Annotated in this window: 16 protein-coding genes; 9 read left to right on the top strand and 7 right to left on the bottom strand. The window is 39.8% G+C overall.

Annotation, left to right across the window (positions count from 1 at the left end):
* Positions 1-26 precede the first annotated feature (26 nt).
* From HS1_RS05245 to HS1_RS05220, 6 genes are all read left to right on the top strand, one after another.
* Positions 27-758, top strand: a complete 732-nt coding sequence (locus tag HS1_RS05245; protein ID WP_066061946.1) for a hypothetical protein — start codon at positions 27-29, stop codon at positions 756-758.
* A 116-nt stretch (positions 759-874) separates the two neighbouring features.
* Entirely contained in the window at positions 875-1,120 is a 246-nt protein-coding gene (locus tag HS1_RS05240) for a hypothetical protein (RefSeq protein ID WP_066061942.1), read from the top strand.
* Between the two features lie 7 nt (positions 1,121-1,127).
* Complete coding sequence (locus tag HS1_RS05235) at positions 1,128-1,730, top strand: DUF1599 domain-containing protein (protein WP_245670027.1); 603 nt, start codon at positions 1,128-1,130, stop codon at positions 1,728-1,730.
* 2 nt (positions 1,731-1,732) lie between these two features.
* Positions 1,733-2,602, top strand: coding sequence for a radical SAM family protein (locus HS1_RS05230; protein ID WP_066061939.1), 870 nt, complete (start codon positions 1,733-1,735; stop codon positions 2,600-2,602).
* Positions 2,603-3,229 carry a hypothetical protein gene (locus HS1_RS05225; protein WP_066061936.1) on the top strand — a complete coding sequence of 209 codons (627 nt, stop codon included), beginning with the start codon at positions 2,603-2,605 and terminating at the stop codon, positions 3,227-3,229.
* Between the two features lie 580 nt (positions 3,230-3,809).
* Entirely contained in the window at positions 3,810-4,172 is a 363-nt protein-coding gene (locus HS1_RS05220) for a hypothetical protein (protein ID WP_066061933.1), read from the top strand.
* Positions 4,173-4,180: 8 nt separating this feature from the next.
* Here HS1_RS05220 and HS1_RS05215 read toward each other — a convergent pair whose 3' ends face one another.
* From HS1_RS05215 to HS1_RS05185, 7 genes are read right to left on the bottom strand one after another with little or no spacing between them, the layout of a single operon-like run.
* On the bottom strand, positions 4,181-4,561 hold the full coding sequence (locus HS1_RS05215) for a hypothetical protein (RefSeq protein ID WP_156469401.1): 381 nt from the start codon (positions 4,559-4,561) through the stop codon (positions 4,181-4,183).
* Positions 4,500-4,886 (bottom strand): hypothetical protein, encoded by a 387-nt coding sequence (locus HS1_RS13355; protein ID WP_066061925.1) that lies wholly within the window; start codon positions 4,884-4,886, stop codon positions 4,500-4,502. The genes HS1_RS05215 and HS1_RS13355 overlap by 62 nt, the downstream gene beginning before the upstream one ends.
* Positions 4,887-4,889: 3 nt before the next feature.
* Positions 4,890-8,048: a conjugal transfer protein TraG N-terminal domain-containing protein gene (locus HS1_RS05205; protein ID WP_066061923.1), complete on the bottom strand. Its 3,159-nt coding sequence runs from the start codon at positions 8,046-8,048 to the stop codon at positions 4,890-4,892.
* A 6-nt stretch (positions 8,049-8,054) separates the two neighbouring features.
* On the bottom strand, positions 8,055-8,765 hold the full coding sequence (locus HS1_RS05200; protein ID WP_066061919.1) for a hypothetical protein: 711 nt from the start codon (positions 8,763-8,765) through the stop codon (positions 8,055-8,057).
* 13 nt (positions 8,766-8,778) lie between these two features.
* Complete coding sequence (locus HS1_RS05195; protein WP_066061916.1) at positions 8,779-10,224, bottom strand: conjugal transfer protein TraH; 1,446 nt, start codon at positions 10,222-10,224, stop codon at positions 8,779-8,781.
* Between the two features lie 41 nt (positions 10,225-10,265).
* Positions 10,266-11,306, bottom strand: a complete 1,041-nt coding sequence (gene traF / locus HS1_RS05190) for a conjugal transfer protein TraF (protein WP_066061913.1) — start codon at positions 11,304-11,306, stop codon at positions 10,266-10,268.
* Complete coding sequence (locus HS1_RS05185) at positions 11,296-11,661, bottom strand: hypothetical protein (RefSeq protein WP_066061910.1); 366 nt, start codon at positions 11,659-11,661, stop codon at positions 11,296-11,298. The genes traF and HS1_RS05185 overlap by 11 nt, the downstream gene beginning before the upstream one ends.
* Before the next feature lie 457 nt (positions 11,662-12,118).
* Between HS1_RS05185 and HS1_RS05180 the strand changes: the two genes are divergently transcribed.
* From HS1_RS05180 to HS1_RS05170, 3 genes are all read left to right on the top strand, one after another.
* On the top strand, positions 12,119-13,627 hold the full coding sequence (locus HS1_RS05180; protein WP_066061907.1) for a TM0106 family RecB-like putative nuclease: 1,509 nt from the start codon (positions 12,119-12,121) through the stop codon (positions 13,625-13,627).
* A gap of 164 nt (positions 13,628-13,791) precedes the next feature.
* On the top strand, positions 13,792-14,355 hold the full coding sequence (locus HS1_RS05175) for a hypothetical protein (RefSeq protein ID WP_066061904.1): 564 nt from the start codon (positions 13,792-13,794) through the stop codon (positions 14,353-14,355).
* A gap of 109 nt (positions 14,356-14,464) precedes the next feature.
* Complete coding sequence (locus tag HS1_RS05170) at positions 14,465-15,694, top strand: deoxyguanosinetriphosphate triphosphohydrolase family protein (RefSeq protein WP_066061901.1); 1,230 nt, start codon at positions 14,465-14,467, stop codon at positions 15,692-15,694.
* Positions 15,695-16,066: the final 372 nt, after the last annotated feature.

The raw sequence follows: 16,066 nt of genomic DNA, 5'->3' as shown, positions 1-16,066 counted from the left end.
GCCGATAATTTTAAAGGGGAGAAGAAATGAGAAAAGAATACCGGAATATTCTTCTCATACAAGTAGTTTATGTTCTTATAGCACTGTTTGTAGCTCTGACACTATGGCTTATTCTGCCTGAAGACAATCAAGCAAAGATAAACGTCCACCAATGGGAATTTGGCGGAGCATTTGCTGGTTTTGTTTTTGTTTGGTTGATCCTACGTAAGGCAGGGCTACTCGAGGAAATGATACAAACTGCTAAGCAAACTGTTAAAGCAGGTATTAAACTTAAACCAACTAGTGAAGACGAGTATAATGAGCTTTTTGATGGTTTTACAAATTGTGATTTTTATGCTTTTAATCCACCGTTCAGGTTAGAGGAATCTGGAGATCGTCTATATGAAAAAGCCATCGCAACACATGTAAGACGGTATCGTGAAGGTGGTGTAAAAAGTCGATACCTTTTCTTCGATGATGCTAGCTATGAAAGGGCAATGCGTTTTTTTCAGGAAGTCAGAAAGAGAAGCGGACTTGTCAGACTATTCGAAGAAAACGTCAACGTTAGATTTTATAAGAACTGTCCACAATTACCAGGCTACACTTTCTTTACTGGATATAAAAAAGGAATACCATTTTGTATTTTTTACCCAACTGTTGCAATGCATGAAGGGCTTCCCGAAGCGATCATATGTGTCGAAGGAGCAAAAGATTTTCTATCCATATTAGAAGAGCACTTCCAGGAGAAATGGAATCAAGCTAAGCAAAACAGCGGCTAACACGGGCTTTGCGGCACCGTTTCACTTCGCCCAAATGCTTCGCACTTCGCAAAGCCCGGAAACGTTGTCCGAAATTGCGGGCGACAGAGTAATGGAAATAGAAAGGAGGTATAAAAATGGTTGAGGATGAGAAAACAAAAAAAGAAATAGAAGAAATTGTAAATGAGTTGAAGCAGGCACTAAAAGTCAGAAATGAAGATGAAAAGGTCGTAAAAGGGCTAGAACATAGGCTATTTAAACTGCTATGCCCCAAACACTATTTAGATGAGTGCGAGCCTGCATATTGTGTATTTCGTATTACAGATTCCTGCGAATATATTAAAATCCTAAGAAAATTGAATAAAGAGATAGAATCGAGGTGAATAGGGTATGAATGGAAAAATGGAAACTCTAAAGTACTTTGATAACATCATGAAAGTTTGCAAAGAGTTATTTCTAAAGAAAAATAAAGATTATGGATCATCATGGTTAGTGCTAAGATGGGAATCACTAATAGATCAGATATGGATTAAAATGAAAAGAATTAGAAGATTAGAGGAAACTTCAGACAAAAAGCTCATTCCTGAAGGTAGGGATGTAGAATATATAGGGGTCATAAATTATTCCATAATTGCTTTAATAAGACTATGGTACAAAGATGAACTACCAAACCCTAATGAAATTGTAAACAAAGGTAAAATAGTTGAAATTAATGAAGAAAAACTCTCAAAATTCTATGATAATATTGTAAATAAAGTTGAAGATCTTTTAATAAAAAAGAATCATGATTACGGAGAAGCTTGGCGAGACATGGAAATCACATCAATAACAGATCAAATCTTTGTGAAATTATTTAGATGTAAAAAGATTTTAGAAAATGGCAAATTAGAGGTTTCAGAAGGTTTAGAAGCACAATTCAGTGATATTATTAATTATGCTGTTTTTGCTCTAATCAAACTTCAGATGCAGGGGGAAGAAAAACGAAACCATTAGTCGTGGATTGGCAGATAACCTCTGGGTGTAATAGAAAATGCCAATATTGTTATGGGCCACAAATAGAGTATGAGATATCTACTAAAGAAGCTTTTAAAATTGTTGATATTTTTGAAGAAATAGGTGTTAAAGTTGTTGGGATAACGGGTGGAGAACCTTTGTTGAGGACTGATATTATAGATATTATAAAATATATTAAAAGCAAAAATATGGCAGTGTGCTTGTCTACGAATTGTGATTTATACAAAAAATATAGGAAATTGATTCTAGAATTTGTAGATGCCGCTGGGATACCTGTAGATGGTTCAAGTGAAAATATACACGATTTACTAAAAGGAAAAGGAAATTTTGCCTCTGTGATGTATGCATTAAAAGACATATACGAGAATAGTAATATAAGATTTAGGATAGGCACAGTAATCACAACCCAGAATTATTTTGATCTAAAAAATATAGAGCTAATTTTAAGTAAATTTGAAGATAAGATAGTATATTGGAAACTCTATGAATATATTATATATTCTTTAAAATCTCAGAGTAAATCTCTAACGGTGGAAAAATCTATATATTTAAATTATATTCATAATTTAGGAGAATATTTCCCAAAACACAAGATAATTTTCGACACTCTTGAGAAAAGACACTGCAGCTATTTTCTAATAAAGCCAAATGGTGACGTCTTTCTTCCATTTTTAAATAAAGCTCCTTCTGATGAATATATAGTTGGCAATCTTCTTACGGATGGCCCTGAGGATGTTGTAAATAATTGGAAAGAACATGTTGATCATAAAGAATACGCGAAACCATATAGATGTATTTTTAGGAGTGATGAGGAACTTAAGTGTAGATTTCTTGGATGTGAAGGGACATAAATGTCAGATATAGACAGAAATGACAGAGAGAAATTTAATGATTTGAAGATAAAGTTAGAAATTCTAGAGCAGATATATGATAGACAGCACTATTTCATAGACCGCCATGAAGTTATGGCTGAAAAAATGTTGACATCGTTAATGATTACGGGAGGACTTGTATCTGTAGTTTTTTCGCTAATTTCGAGATCTTCCATAAGCTTATATGTTTGGTACTTATTATTTACTTCTGGAGTCTTGTTTTTTGTTTCTTTCTTAATTACTTTTTACTTAGTAATCCAAACAATACGTCCTTTGTCTTCAAAAGCAATAAAGGAATTTGATGAATATCTTCTTCCTAAAATAGGTAAACCATGGGTTAAATCTTCCTTGATTTATCATCGTGGAATATTAAAATTTATAGAAAGTTGTTTGGGCAAAAATAATAATCCTGTTAAAGAGTACTATTCAGCAATCAATATGAATAATATTTTAAATGACTACATTAAACAAATTTTTATTCTAGCATATTATTCCAATTATAAACGTAAGCAACTGGAAAAAGCCTCTAAATATATTATTATTACAATTATCTTAGGTATATTCTCCATACTTATATCTGTGCTTTCCATTACCTATCCTACATAGTACGACGCTATCCGTCGCCCACAACTCTCCGCTCGCTTCGGTGCTTACGCACTCGGACAACAATCGGGTATGCGGTTCGCTTCGCTCACCCAAACCCTTACGGGCTTCGCATACCCGCTGGACGACGTCAGACTGTGTAAAAAGTTAAAAAGTCTAATTAAGGGTCGCAAATACTGATAGAAAGTGGTTTAGTAAACCCAATTTGTAATCAAATAATGTGGAATAGTGGGAAAATAAAAATTCAAAGTTAGTTTTCACACAATCTGACGTGTCGTCCAAAGCCGGGGTTGCGGGGCTACCCGGTGACGACCTATCCACGCTGTAGGAAGGCATAGATTTCTACATGCTAGCCCCCGCAGGATAAAACAAAATTCCCTGGTGATAACTATTCGCCCGCTTTAGATTAGAACTGCTGATTGCATTCCAGAATACCCATCCATCTCGTCTTACTTCTACTTTATACTCCACATGGTAGACAGAAATAGTGCCACCTTGGCTTCCCTATGGCACAAAAATACTTGACTTTTTTATTCAGGCTGTGTTAGTGTGATGGAAAGAAGAAGTATAACAGAGGGAAGAAATGAGCTGGAAACAACTGGTTGCCATGGGTGGTGTATTTTATCTTACGTTTATTTCCCTGCGTATATGCTGTCCCGCAGGAGATAAGTTTGTAATAGTAGCAGTGTCTGCATTCTTTACATTTTTGGTGGTTAAGTCTTTTGTCTACACTTTAGAAATGTGGAAGGCAAAGAAAGCAGGTGTGGATATATGGGCGGAACTTAGAAAAGGTGTGGAAGGAATCAAAAATAAAGACACCCATATCTATTATAATCTTTTTTACTTGGATGATTACTTGGACAATAGTGGTTACTATCTCAAAGATTATCCATACGACGATAACGATTCTCATGGAAACCCAATCTGGCCAGAAGATGAAAGATAATCAGGATTTCATTTTGCAATTTTATATAAACTCACAAGGGTAGCACAATTTACAATATCAAGGACCACACTGTAATTTGTTTTTATCTGATACTCCTCAGGCAGGCTTGAGGCAAAAGAAATTGAGACCTTTTTGCCTTCGCTCATAACTTTTTTTACGTGCTCAATAATACTATCTGTTAACAAGGCATAAACTTTTCCTGATTGGAGAAACACTGAATTATTCGCCTTTGCAATATTCAATGTCTCTTCAGTCTCAGGCAGTGAGTCAGTGTTGATAACAAAAATTACTCCTGTGTCAGTAAGCATATACTTATATGCTACCATATTAATGCTGATTGTTTCCTGCTGCCCCCTGGGTTCGATGGGCAGGTTTACCCTGTCTGGCATTGTTTTTCTCCCTCCATAATGCTTCCAGTTTGTCCATTGCATCTGTCTTCATTTCAAACGCAATAGGTATACTGTCGGGGTCATACTCTTTTTCAGGTGTTTCATAGAGAAATATAGTTTTATGTTTCTTTAAGTTTTTTATTATTTTTTCTGTTATTTTTATTACATTTCTACCGAGTTCAATAAAAACTTCTCCCTTATCATTATCAATAGTTGCAGTTACTTCATCAGGTGTGAAACCTGATGTCTTTTTGAAAAGAAACACCACTCCATCTGCCAGAAACAGTGCCTGATATGCCATGTTTTTAGCTTCTTTTTTTTCCAAAGTTTAACCTCCGTGGGGTCTTCTCCTTGATATAGTTCCTGGAAGTTTGGTTTTGTTGAAGTCCAGCAGCTGTGAGTTGGAAGGGAATAAAATCCTCATGGAATCACTGAAATCAAAGCTTTGTGTTTCCTTTCCTTTGATGAGAGCGTTATCCCAATGTTGATGCACAGTGTTAATATACTCCTGAGCTTGTTTTTCAGACCAGCCGTGCATTTGAGCTACTGTTTTAACATCATTATTTCTAACAGCCTCACCAAGTTTTTCGCCCATATCCCTGTATTCTTTTACTACAGGGGCGTTCATGAGTTTACCAGCAGCTTTATCTGAGACTTCATTTATTTTTGTAGCTACTTTTCCGGTCACCATATTTTTTATGGCTGTCATTGGATTTCCTACCATTTTGTAATCAGGGTCGGTTATGACCTTGTTGGCAATATCGATTCCCTGTAATGCTGTAGCAGCGACAGCAACTGCGGGATTTGTAAGAGCTCCAATTTGTCTTGCGTCTCTTATACTTCCCCATCCCGATGCCACTGCTTTAGCAGCATATCTCTCTGCTTGAGCCTCGTTCATGCCCATACCTTTGAGCATTCCTGTGAAGAGATTATACGCTGCTGACTGAGCAGGACTGTAAGTTGTTTGAAGACCACCAGTGTATTGAATTTCCCTATCATGAATTTTAGCCACATCACCGGTTTCAGTTGTTTTAGTATCATACTCCGCCACTGTCTTACCTTTCCTGGTTGCCAGAAATCCCATATGTATGTTTCCACTTTTATCTGTCCAGACATTCATCTGAGCCGTGGCACCCTCAAGGTCTTTTGCACTGACATCCACTCCCTGGCTCTGTAACCACATGGCCACATTTTTTGCTTCCTCTGGTTTAATTATCCTATCTCCTATTCCCTGAGCGGCAAGCTGGGCACGTCCTATGGGACTGGCTGCTATGTTGTGTAATATCTGCTGTGTTTCAGGAGTAATACTTCCTTTTTCCGCTATATCTGTGAGTGCCTGACGAATGGTCATCTTGGAAAGTTCATTGTAAAGTTCACCTGCCTTTTTGGTGTAGACACTCCTGAGTCCTGCCTGTTTTGCCCAGTCGGTGCTGGCTATATTTTCCAGTGCCCGTATTCCTCCAAGAGCCGTTCCAACAGTTTCGGGGCTGTATCCCTGTTCTCTCATGGTGGTCAGCATAGTGGCTGTCCGTTGCATTTGAAAGTTTGCCTGGTCCTGCAGCAGGCGCTGGGTGTTGCCCTGATAGAACGGGGAGTTATTTGCCGCATTCTGAACAGACCTGGCACTGGCAAAGTTGGTTTGAGTGGCTATATTACTCATTTCTTTATTAAACTCTGTGAAGCTGCCTCTGAAACCATTGGTGTAAGCTTCGTGGTAAGCTCCCAGCGTTCCAAACAATTTCCCCCTGGTTGTCTCTCCGGCAATTTCCCCTGTTCCCATTCCCAGGCTCTGGCCCATGCCTGCACTGTGCGCATAGTTTCCCACCTTTCCACTCCAGTCAGTACCCATTCCATACATTCTCTGGAAGGCCCCCTGCATGGTCATGGGACTTACCCTGGCCGTTGCCTGACCCATCTCCCTCCAGGACAGACCCATAAGCCCTCCTGTCTCTCTTGTTGTAAGCTCGCTGCCCGTGCGGGTCATGGTGCTTGTGCCTGCTGGAGTTGGAGAAGTTGAGACACCGGCACTGTGAGATAGTGCCTGCACGTGAGCTCCAAGGCTGCGAAACCCGGCCACAGCAGCGTAAACACTGCCTGTGGCAATAAAAAATGATAGTATGGGTACAGCCCAGAGCAGATTCCCGGCCACACCCACCAGGTCAATAAAACCATTTGCCAGTGGGTTGATGTTTCCCAGACAGAAGAATCCATCATAGGCGCTGAGAATACTCCTTCCCCTGGTGGTAACGATGAGATTGATTACACTGAATATGGGTGACCACCATATCAGCCAGAAAAACAGATAGAAGTAAGATTTCAACAGAGCATTCCTGAAGAAGGGAACGAAGGCTATGGCGATAATAATGGGGAATATGCCATAGATTATTCCCTCAAGTATTCTCCTGAGTGCAGGCACATATGTCTTGGCCATTTCTGCACCGGTGGAGAGTGAGTATCTTGCCTGCAGGTTTGCGATGGCCTGTGCCACCTGAAGTGCTGTGGGGTCGGTGGCATACTGGGCCATGACCGATGTTCTTGCCTCGTTAATCACATTCATCATGACTGCCTGCTGGAGTATCTGTTGACCGCTGCCTGCAAGGGTAAGGAAGTAACTTCCGGCAGCACCGAGCCTGTTCATTACATCGGCCTGTACCCACTGACTGGCTGCACCCCCTATGCCCGCTACTCTTCTGGCAAAATAGGGGGCAATCTCGCTGTTTATGTGGTTTATAGTTTCCTGCTTGATGGTGGCGTAGTCATCACGGCAGCTGGGGTGTGTTACCGACCCGTCATTTGGGTCGTAATGTGTTGTAAAGAAATTGGCATAATGGGTCTGGAGCACGTTACTTCCGAGTATATCATTTTCCCAGGACAGTTGTGCCTCATTGATATTTCCGGTAAGGACAGCCGGTACCACACAGTCAGCTATATAGCAAGACCAGTTATGCTGAATGTAGGGATTGATCACACCCTGATGCAGTGTACCTTCAAGTGCAAGCAGACCGAAATTATATCCTGATTCGGTAAACTTCAGGTCATCCGGGATGCTATAAACAGTATCAAACGCCTTTGCAATGGATTTCTCAATGGAGGTGGTGAGCGAGGCCATGAACGCCAGTCCCCATGGGACATCATCCACCTGGGTCTGTGTATTGAATAGTTCATCCCGGATAATTACGCTGGTCTTTGGCACAAAGCAGATATAGTAAAGAAGGAGCACCATAAGAAAGGTCTTGAAGGCTTCAGAGAGCATGTCGCCTCTTCCCTGGGTCTGAACAATCAGTCCCTTTATAAGACCGGCAAACAGGGCCAGCACGGCCATCAATTTCAGCAGTGTTCCGAATTCACCGCCTCCGCAGTAGGTGGCCACTGCCTGGATGATTTCATGAATGAAATCCCCATTGCCGAAGGTGAATACTTCCTCAGCCCCGGCCTGTGCCGGAAGGAAAATACAAAATAAAAAGAATAAGAAAAATTTCCTGCGCATGATCACTTACTTCCTCACAATAAAAGTCCAGAACTTTTTTATAATGTTTTTGCTTTTTAGAAGTTTTTCTGCCCTGGCCATATCGATGACATCTCCATTATCCAGTTTGAATTCTGTCTGATAGTGCTCCTGCATCCAGCCTGGAGTGTCCTCTCTTGATAGTTTTTTGAGAATGGGTGTGATGTGGTATTTTGTCTTCAGCCTGGTATAAAGTTCAAGTGCAGAATGGTTGATTCTATAATGTTTCAGCTCAACTCCGTGAAGATAGACACGCTCCTTTAAAAAGAAGTAAAATTTGGCTATGCAGGTTCTGTGATTTCCGTCAGCATCAACAAAATAGTTTCCTCCATCAATTTGGATGTAAGACATGGTTGGCTCTTTGTGTTCGGTATTCAGGTAATAACCGGGGTTTTCTTCAAACAACATCAGATTGATCTGCATCCTCTTGCCCTTTTCCAGAAATTCGTTCCAGGTCATGCCCTGATAATCAGGATGGCAGGTGCCTGATACCCTGAATATGTTGATGCTGGCGTTATATTCCCAGATATATTCTTCTATAAAGGAATCAATAATGTGTTTCCATTCCTGTTTGAACGCCTGTATTTTCTCCAGACAGAAAAACGGTTTGTGAAATTGAGAGACTTTGAATAGCTCCTTTCTATCTGCTTTTTTCAGGCAGGTGAAAAATGGCCTCTGCTGAAGTCCTTCGCTGTCCATTTTCTTATCTCAATTATTTTGTTAAAATTCCCTGTAACTGGTAGCTGCGTGCCAGGTCAGTTTTTTGCAGTGCATTCATTACTTTCGCCTCTTCCTGCCGGTATTTGTCCAGGAAACTGTTGTATTTATCACTGAACTCATCCAGGGCATCCTGCCAGTACCAGTACATGGCTTTTCTCAGTTCCTTAATTCTTGTAAGCATCTGGTCTATTTTCTCATCAGAAATTTTCTTTCCCACCAGGTCTTCCTTACCGGCAAAGTTCTTATACTGGGTGAGTGCCTTGTGTAGCCCGGTGGTCAGCCTGGTAATGGCCGTATAGACTACATCTGTAGCCACAAGATTACCCATTTCCTCAATTGTGGCCTGTGCCACGGCAGGTTCATTTGATATGTATGCCAGTTTCAAGAAGGAATAAACCGGGATGGAAGATGCGTTTATCAGGTTTATTTGCTCCTGAGTCAGCTGACCATCGGAAGAGATTGTATCATATATATCACTCAGTCTATTCTGTATTTCATCAACCACAGGGGTATCCATGTTTACTTCCTCACACTGACTGCCAGAGCTGCTGCTTCTTTTCTTGTAATGCCCATTCAGGAAGTCCGATATTATGGTATCTGCATCAAAAGTGGTGTAGCAGGGAGCAACATCAAGAGGCTGAAACAGTGTGTTATTGGTTCCACCAATTGGCTCCCCGGCTACCACATCACCTATAACGGCTCTCAAGAAGTCTAAATATACACCCACGCCGCCCAGGCCCGTAGCACTGGCTGCGTTCTGAATGAGGCTGGGGTTATATGGCTGGATAGCATTTACGTTTACCCCATTCACCATGGCATCATACTGGCCTGTATAATAGTCTATGGCACTGTTGACATTCTGAATGGCATTATCCAGTGCACTCCACCAGCCATCTTCCTGCCCTTCTTTCTGTTTCTGGGCGGATGTTTTGGCAATGATTTTTCTCCTTATTCTTTCTGGTGTGAGGGCAGCTACCAGTGCCTCGGCTGATTTACAGCTGCTGAAGTTCAGTTTATTTATCAGCTGGGAAAAGTGCTCGGCAGAGTTCATGGCACTCCTGCACTGTTCGCACAACGTCTGAATGGCTATGTCAAACGCCAGAAACGGGGCAGCCTGTAAAATACTTTGCAGTTTCTTGACGATATAGTCAAAGTTAAGATAACTGAAGCCACCCATGACAACATCTATTCCGTTACATCCTACGTGGAATTGAGGTGGGGTATAGCTGAACGGCTGAATCACATCGTTTGGGATGCGTGTGGACAGCGACCCGCCAATGAAATAGCCCCTCTGCTGTCCTTCATAGGCATGAGGAGTGAGATTTGATAGGTTGTTAAGGGTATCTATCATGTAGTTACTCATCTCATCAGCATATACACCAATGGGAGCGGTGATAATACTGAGCATTACCAGTATGGAACATATTCTCTTTAACATGGCTGCCTCCTTGATTTATTGCTACATATATAAGAAACCCCCTAAAATTTTTCTGGATTGAATTCTGTTTTTAACAATTGGTTTTTTTCTTCCTCCAGCTGCTTGAGATAATAGAAAATCCGGCTCTTTAAGGTCTGGTAATCGGTAAGGCCGTTTCCTACCGGGAAGATGGCCGGTTTGTTATCACTGCGTCTGTAAATCAGAAACAGCGATGGAGTATAGGTAGCCCTGAATACTGTGAACAAATCAGGATTTACCATACAGTTTGGGTATTCCGGTGTGCAGAAGTCTCTTGCCACACTTATTACGTTCCATCCATAGTCAGCACTGAACCAGTGAACTATTTTTGCCTGCTCCTTACAGTAAGGACAGGCACCTGAGACAAAGAAATAAAGACCTGCCCTGTTACTTACCCTTTTAAAGAGTGCATCCCTCTGCTTTCTTCTTATCTCGTTTATCAGGGGATATGACCAGCTGGTAGTGCCTGTATTTTTCTGTATGTCATACACAGGATGGGCAAGGACAAAATCCTGGGTGGCATGTGCAAAGGCCAGAGACTTCCTCCTCATAAAATCGGTCATGTGCATGTAACCGTGAATATGTTTTTCCGTGGGTTCCATGATGGCCACTTCCCTGACCTTTGTGTAGAGGTTCCTGAAATGGGAAGCATCAAGCTGTGAAAGATAATTGTCTGTTATGACTTTATCCCAGGGAATTTCCTGTTCTTTCTGTTTTTTGATTTCTTCGGGCTGGTTTTCCTTAATACGTGAGATAAGGGTTTTCTCTTCCATCCACCTGCACTGTTCTCCATAAAACCACCCCCAGTCTGAGCTTCCATAGAATTTCTCATCTCCATGATAGGGACAGATAAAAAACCTATCATCTTCTTTTTTGACTACCAGCCATTTTTTGTTGTCCAGCATGATTATGTCGTCCTTCTGGACACGTGGTTTTTCTTCCTTTACAGGTGGTTCGGGATTTTGTTCCTGCCTTTCATCAATGATGGGGAGGGCAAAAATCTGGGGTGTGCTGACAAGTGTTACTAGCATGACTAAAAAAATTGAGACAATTTTAGTGCGCATCGTTTTCCTTCTGGAAGCCAATCACTTTTTTCTCTTCTACCAGACCTGCTGCTGCCAGTGCCTGGCCAAAACTTGAAAGGACGTGCTGTCCTGCCTTTATCACTTCGATATTTCTGGCAGATGTCAGGAAGTTATTTATTGCCAGATCATAGGCTGTTAGATCACAACCGGCAGATGTAAGAGATGTTCTTACCTGTTTGCTTGTCTGCTTAAACTCTGCCATAGCACGGTGTAACTGCATCCGTTCCTTATACCACTTCCATAAACTCTGAATTACTATGATAGCCAGAAAGAAAACCGCACAGTAAAACAAAAAATTTATTGTTTCATGAGGGTTACTTGCTGCCTGATGCATTATTTTCCCCCTGATTTTTTACTTTTAAGATAGAGAAAACCAAAAGATGTGTCATGTTATAAAATGTGTCTTATCTATGGAGATATGGCATTTTGCAGGAAGGAAGTTAATATGACTCCTATTTCAAATAAAGAGGGCTGAATAAATTTGACTTACTATTTTCCTTTTTGCTATATTAGGCGAAAGAGATAATAAACCCTGGCAGGAAATAAACAAGACAGGGATTAGAAAAAAGTGGCGGTTTATTCTTTAAGGTATAATTTTTGTAACACATCTATTAGAAAGTGGTGTTGACTTGAGATATATCCAGGAGAACCTGAGGCATAAGAACAGCAAAACTGCTGAGGTCTATATCCATTATATCCCAGAATTGGAAAGATATACGAACTTACTCGGATATGAACAAGTTCAAGTTAGATCGTGGATTCGGGGACAACAAAAATGGAGGTGTTGAGCAATGGCGTTGACGCTTTCAGATATTGACAAAATATATGAAAGATGTTTACTGCCTACTACAGAAGATAGAATTACAGCTAGAACCATTTATAACTACTGCATCTCACCGTTTATGGTCCATTGTGAAAAGTTCGGGCCTGAAGATAAAAAAGATCCTTTGACGCAATATCAGGAAATGCTATTTGACCAGGGAAAGATGCACGAGACGCAAGTAATAGAGATCAAATACCCTGAAGCTGAAAAACTGGAATACGAAACCCTAGAAGAAGGCTTCAGAATGCTTCTGGAAGGAATGCGGAAGGGAGTAAGGGTACTCTGCGGTTTACCAGCATTTTATTTACCTGAAGGACTTGTGGGAACATTTGATGTTGTGGAAAGAAGAGACACAAAGCCGTCAATATTCGGTAGCCATCATTATGTTGTTAAGGAAATCAAACTTGCAAAGAATATTCAAAAACACCATATTTATCAGGTGGCGTTTTATAACTATATATTAGGAAAAATTCAAGGATACACACCGCCCGTATTCTATGTGATTAATAGGGACTACGAGGAATCTGAGGTGGGTTATGACGAAGCTGAGCTATTGGGAATATTAGAGGACATTCGAGAGATATGGAAGGGAAACAAGGAAGTGAGTCCGACCTATGGGGCTTGCGAATGGCCTTGGGAGAATTACAACAACGAAGAAGCAATAAGGAGGCGAGACATATCCTTGGTTAGCGGTATAGGTCCGTCGTTCAAGCAGAAGCTGATAAATGCGGGGATATCTACTATTAATGATCTTGCGAAAACACAAATAGAGAACTTAGTTAAAATCAAAGGAATTGGGAGAAAAACTGCAGAGAAGTTTTCATTCAATTCAAAGGCGCTCGTTTCCGGGGAGTGCATCTGCCTAGGTATGTGTGAGTTTCCAGAAAAGCGAACGGAGATATTTTTGGATTTAGAAGGAACAGGAGAACAAGTAGGAGATGAGGAATTAATAGCGATAGATTATCTCATTGGCGTGCTCACTAGGAAGGACGAAAAGGCAGAGTACACGCCTTTTATTGCCTATGAGTTGAACAAAGAGGGGGAGATGTTCCGCCAGTTTGTAGAATGGCTTCTAAAGCAGGATGATTTCATAATATATCATTGGCATCATTATGAGAGGACTCATCTTAAAAGGCTGGCTGAACGATATGGATTAACAGATAAAATACGGAAGGTAATATTTGGGAATATGAGAGATCTCTATAGGGATGCTATTTCTTGTTTTGCTTTTCCAACCTATGGTAATGGTTTAAAAGAAGTAGCGAGTTATATGGGATACAAGTGGAGACACCCAGATGTCAATGCCTTAGAGTCTATTGCACTATATTTCCAGTATGTAGAGGATCCAGATAAAAACAAAGATAAAATGCAGAAAGTCATAGACTATAATGAAGATGATTGCAGAGCAACCATGTTGGTTAAAGATTGGCTAAAAAGAAATTCGTCTAAAGATACAGAGAGAAAACTGAAACGGTGAATAGAAATGTCCCCTTCGTCCACAACTCTTTGCAATTCTATGGATTGCTTAGTGCTAACGCCCTCACTTAACACGGGCTATACGGCTCACTTTGTTCGCCCAAATCGGCTATCGCCGACTTCGTATAGCCCGATTCCGTTATTTGCCATACACAGGAGTCTTAAATGAAGCTTGAAAAAATTCCTGGACGAGCATTTTTAGATACATCATCTCTTAATTTTATTCTTGAATATGGCGAGCATATATTCGAAGGTATGCCCTCACCCAATACATTAAGTAAACGAATCGTAGAGGACATTAATGCATTCCATAACATTTTTCTTATAGGAAATAGAGCGTCATGGCAGTTAGCAATATCTCCTTTTATTTATAAGGAAGTGATAAGAACTCGAGATATCACAAAAAGGTATTACCTTGAAAATTGGTTTATGGAGGTTTGGCATTATTGGCTTGGCATACTGGAAGAGAATAATGATTTTCCATCCTTCATCGAAGCTGAACATACTAGAATTAAGCTATTATCATCTGGTATTTTAGATATATTACCAGATATTGAAGATCGTATTCTTTTATGTGACGCTGTTGTTTATAGATGCGATTGTTTTTGTACAAGGGATTGGGAAACAATTTTAAAATATCGTGACCACCTAGAATCTCTGCCAATTAAGATAATTACGCCATCAGAATGGTGGAGTTTAATTAAACCCTATGCTGGATTATGGGTGTGATAGAAATGGGAAATACGATATTCCGCACTACAGATAATAGAGTGTATCTGGTTTACGGCGGGCTTCAGATACGCTCGGAACGTTATATGCCATTGAGGGTTGAAGGAAGATGAAACGAAAAGACGAAGTATTTTCAAAAATAATTTTAAATAATCTTCAAAGAGAAAGAAAGGTTTTTTCAAAATATGCCTGTAAAAATAATAGGGGGATTAGAAAATATCCTGATAGGGAAAAAGTACCTGATAGGGAAAATATACGACCGATCTTTTTTCATGATACAGACAAAATAATCCACTCGCTCGCCTATTCCAGGTATATAGATAAAACCCAAGTATTTTATTTATTTGAGAATGATCACATTACGCACAGGGTTTTACATGTCCAATTTGTTTCAAAAATAGGAAGAGTAATTGGAAGATGTTTGAAACTAAATGAAGATCTAATTGAGGCGATTTCTTTGGGGCATGATTTAGGACATGTGCCATACGGCCATGATGGAGAAAAGGTATTAGATAGTCTATGTAAAGATAATGAAATAGGATGTTTTTGCCATAATGCCCAAAGTGTGAGATTTTTAATGGAAATAGAGAAAGGAGGAAAAGGATTGAATTTATCCTTACAGGTGCTTGATGGTATTCTTGCCCATAATGGAGAAATGTTAAGCAAAGAATATAAACCAAATTATGGAAAAACTTGGGAGAAATTTGAAGAGGAATATATGAAATGCTTTACAGAAGAAAATTACAGTAAAAAAATTTTCCCAATGACACTTGAAGGATGCGTTGTAAGAATTTCTGATGTAATTGCTTACATAGGAAGAGACATTGAAGACGCTATAACATTAAGACTAATAGAAAGAAAAGATATTCCCCAGGGAATCAGGCAAACTATCGGAGATTCAAATGATAAAATAATCAATACTCTTGCATTAGATTTAATAAAGAATAGTTATGACAAGGATTATCTAGCATTCAGCGAAGATATTTTTAAAGCTCTAAAGGATCTTATGAATTTCAATGATGAAAACATTTATCACAATCCACAAATTAAAACTCAAACTCATAAAATTGAAAATATGTTTAAGCAACTATTTAAGAAATATTATCAGGATTTAGAAAATAAAGATACAGACTCTCCGATTTATCGCTATTTCTTGAAGGATATGGACGATAATTATCATAAAAACACTGATAAAAAGCGAATGGCAATTGATTTTATTGCTGGAATGACTGATGACTTTTTTAATCATCAATATAATGAATTATTTGTGCCACAAAGTTATGGGTATTTCCTTAAACCCCTCAACGACGACAGCGGAGCCTGTCGAAAAATCCGTTAACACAGCCTTCCTTTGTCTGATTTTAGGTAGTTTTTTAATAATTTACCAGGGCTAAACTCGCTCCTGTCTGCCAACAGGCAGGGATGATCCCTTTTTACCAGGCAATCAGCAGCTCAGTTGCTTTAACCATTTATTAGTTCTAAATTTTCACTTTCTATCTATATGTTAACCTCGCTAATTCCCTAAAATTATATGCAGTGCAAATGATTTTCTAAGTTAACCTTACTTTCTCTAAGGGTCATGTCTTATAATTCCTGTAAAAAAGGGTGGCCTAGGTTATAATAGATAAATTTGACAAAAACCAAACAAAGGAGGCCACCCATGAAGAGGGTACCAGCAAGTGAAAGAGTGCGCAAAGGCTAAGACGGCATC

It is taken from the genome of Candidatus Desulfofervidus auxilii (genome assembly GCF_001577525.1).
Lineage (GTDB): Bacteria > Desulfobacterota > Desulfofervidia > Desulfofervidales > Desulfofervidaceae > Desulfofervidus > Desulfofervidus auxilii.
This window is presented reverse-complemented; position numbering and strand designations above follow the sequence as displayed.

Coding starts and splice junctions, on each gene's coding strand:
- HS1_RS05195 (WP_066061916.1), bottom strand. CDS start 10,224: ATGTTAAAGAGAATATGTTCCATACTGGTAATGCTCAGTATTATCACC.
- HS1_RS05185 (WP_066061910.1), bottom strand. CDS start 11,661: ATGCATCAGGCAGCAAGTAACCCTCATGAAACAATAAATTTTTTGTTT.
- HS1_RS05245 (WP_066061946.1), top strand. CDS start 27: ATGAGAAAAGAATACCGGAATATTCTTCTCATACAAGTAGTTTATGTT.
- HS1_RS05180 (WP_066061907.1), top strand. CDS start 12,119: ATGGCGTTGACGCTTTCAGATATTGACAAAATATATGAAAGATGTTTA.
- HS1_RS05215 (WP_156469401.1), bottom strand. CDS start 4,561: ATGCCAGACAGGGTAAACCTGCCCATCGAACCCAGGGGGCAGCAGGAA.
- HS1_RS05235 (WP_245670027.1), top strand. CDS start 1,128: ATGAATGGAAAAATGGAAACTCTAAAGTACTTTGATAACATCATGAAA.
- HS1_RS05225 (WP_066061936.1), top strand. CDS start 2,603: ATGTCAGATATAGACAGAAATGACAGAGAGAAATTTAATGATTTGAAG.
- HS1_RS05170 (WP_066061901.1), top strand. CDS start 14,465: ATGAAACGAAAAGACGAAGTATTTTCAAAAATAATTTTAAATAATCTT.
- HS1_RS05175 (WP_066061904.1), top strand. CDS start 13,792: ATGAAGCTTGAAAAAATTCCTGGACGAGCATTTTTAGATACATCATCT.
- HS1_RS05220 (WP_066061933.1), top strand. CDS start 3,810: ATGAGCTGGAAACAACTGGTTGCCATGGGTGGTGTATTTTATCTTACG.
- traF (WP_066061913.1), bottom strand. CDS start 11,306: ATGCGCACTAAAATTGTCTCAATTTTTTTAGTCATGCTAGTAACACTT.
- HS1_RS05240 (WP_066061942.1), top strand. CDS start 875: ATGGTTGAGGATGAGAAAACAAAAAAAGAAATAGAAGAAATTGTAAAT.
- HS1_RS05205 (WP_066061923.1), bottom strand. CDS start 8,048: ATGCGCAGGAAATTTTTCTTATTCTTTTTATTTTGTATTTTCCTTCCG.
- HS1_RS05200 (WP_066061919.1), bottom strand. CDS start 8,765: ATGGACAGCGAAGGACTTCAGCAGAGGCCATTTTTCACCTGCCTGAAA.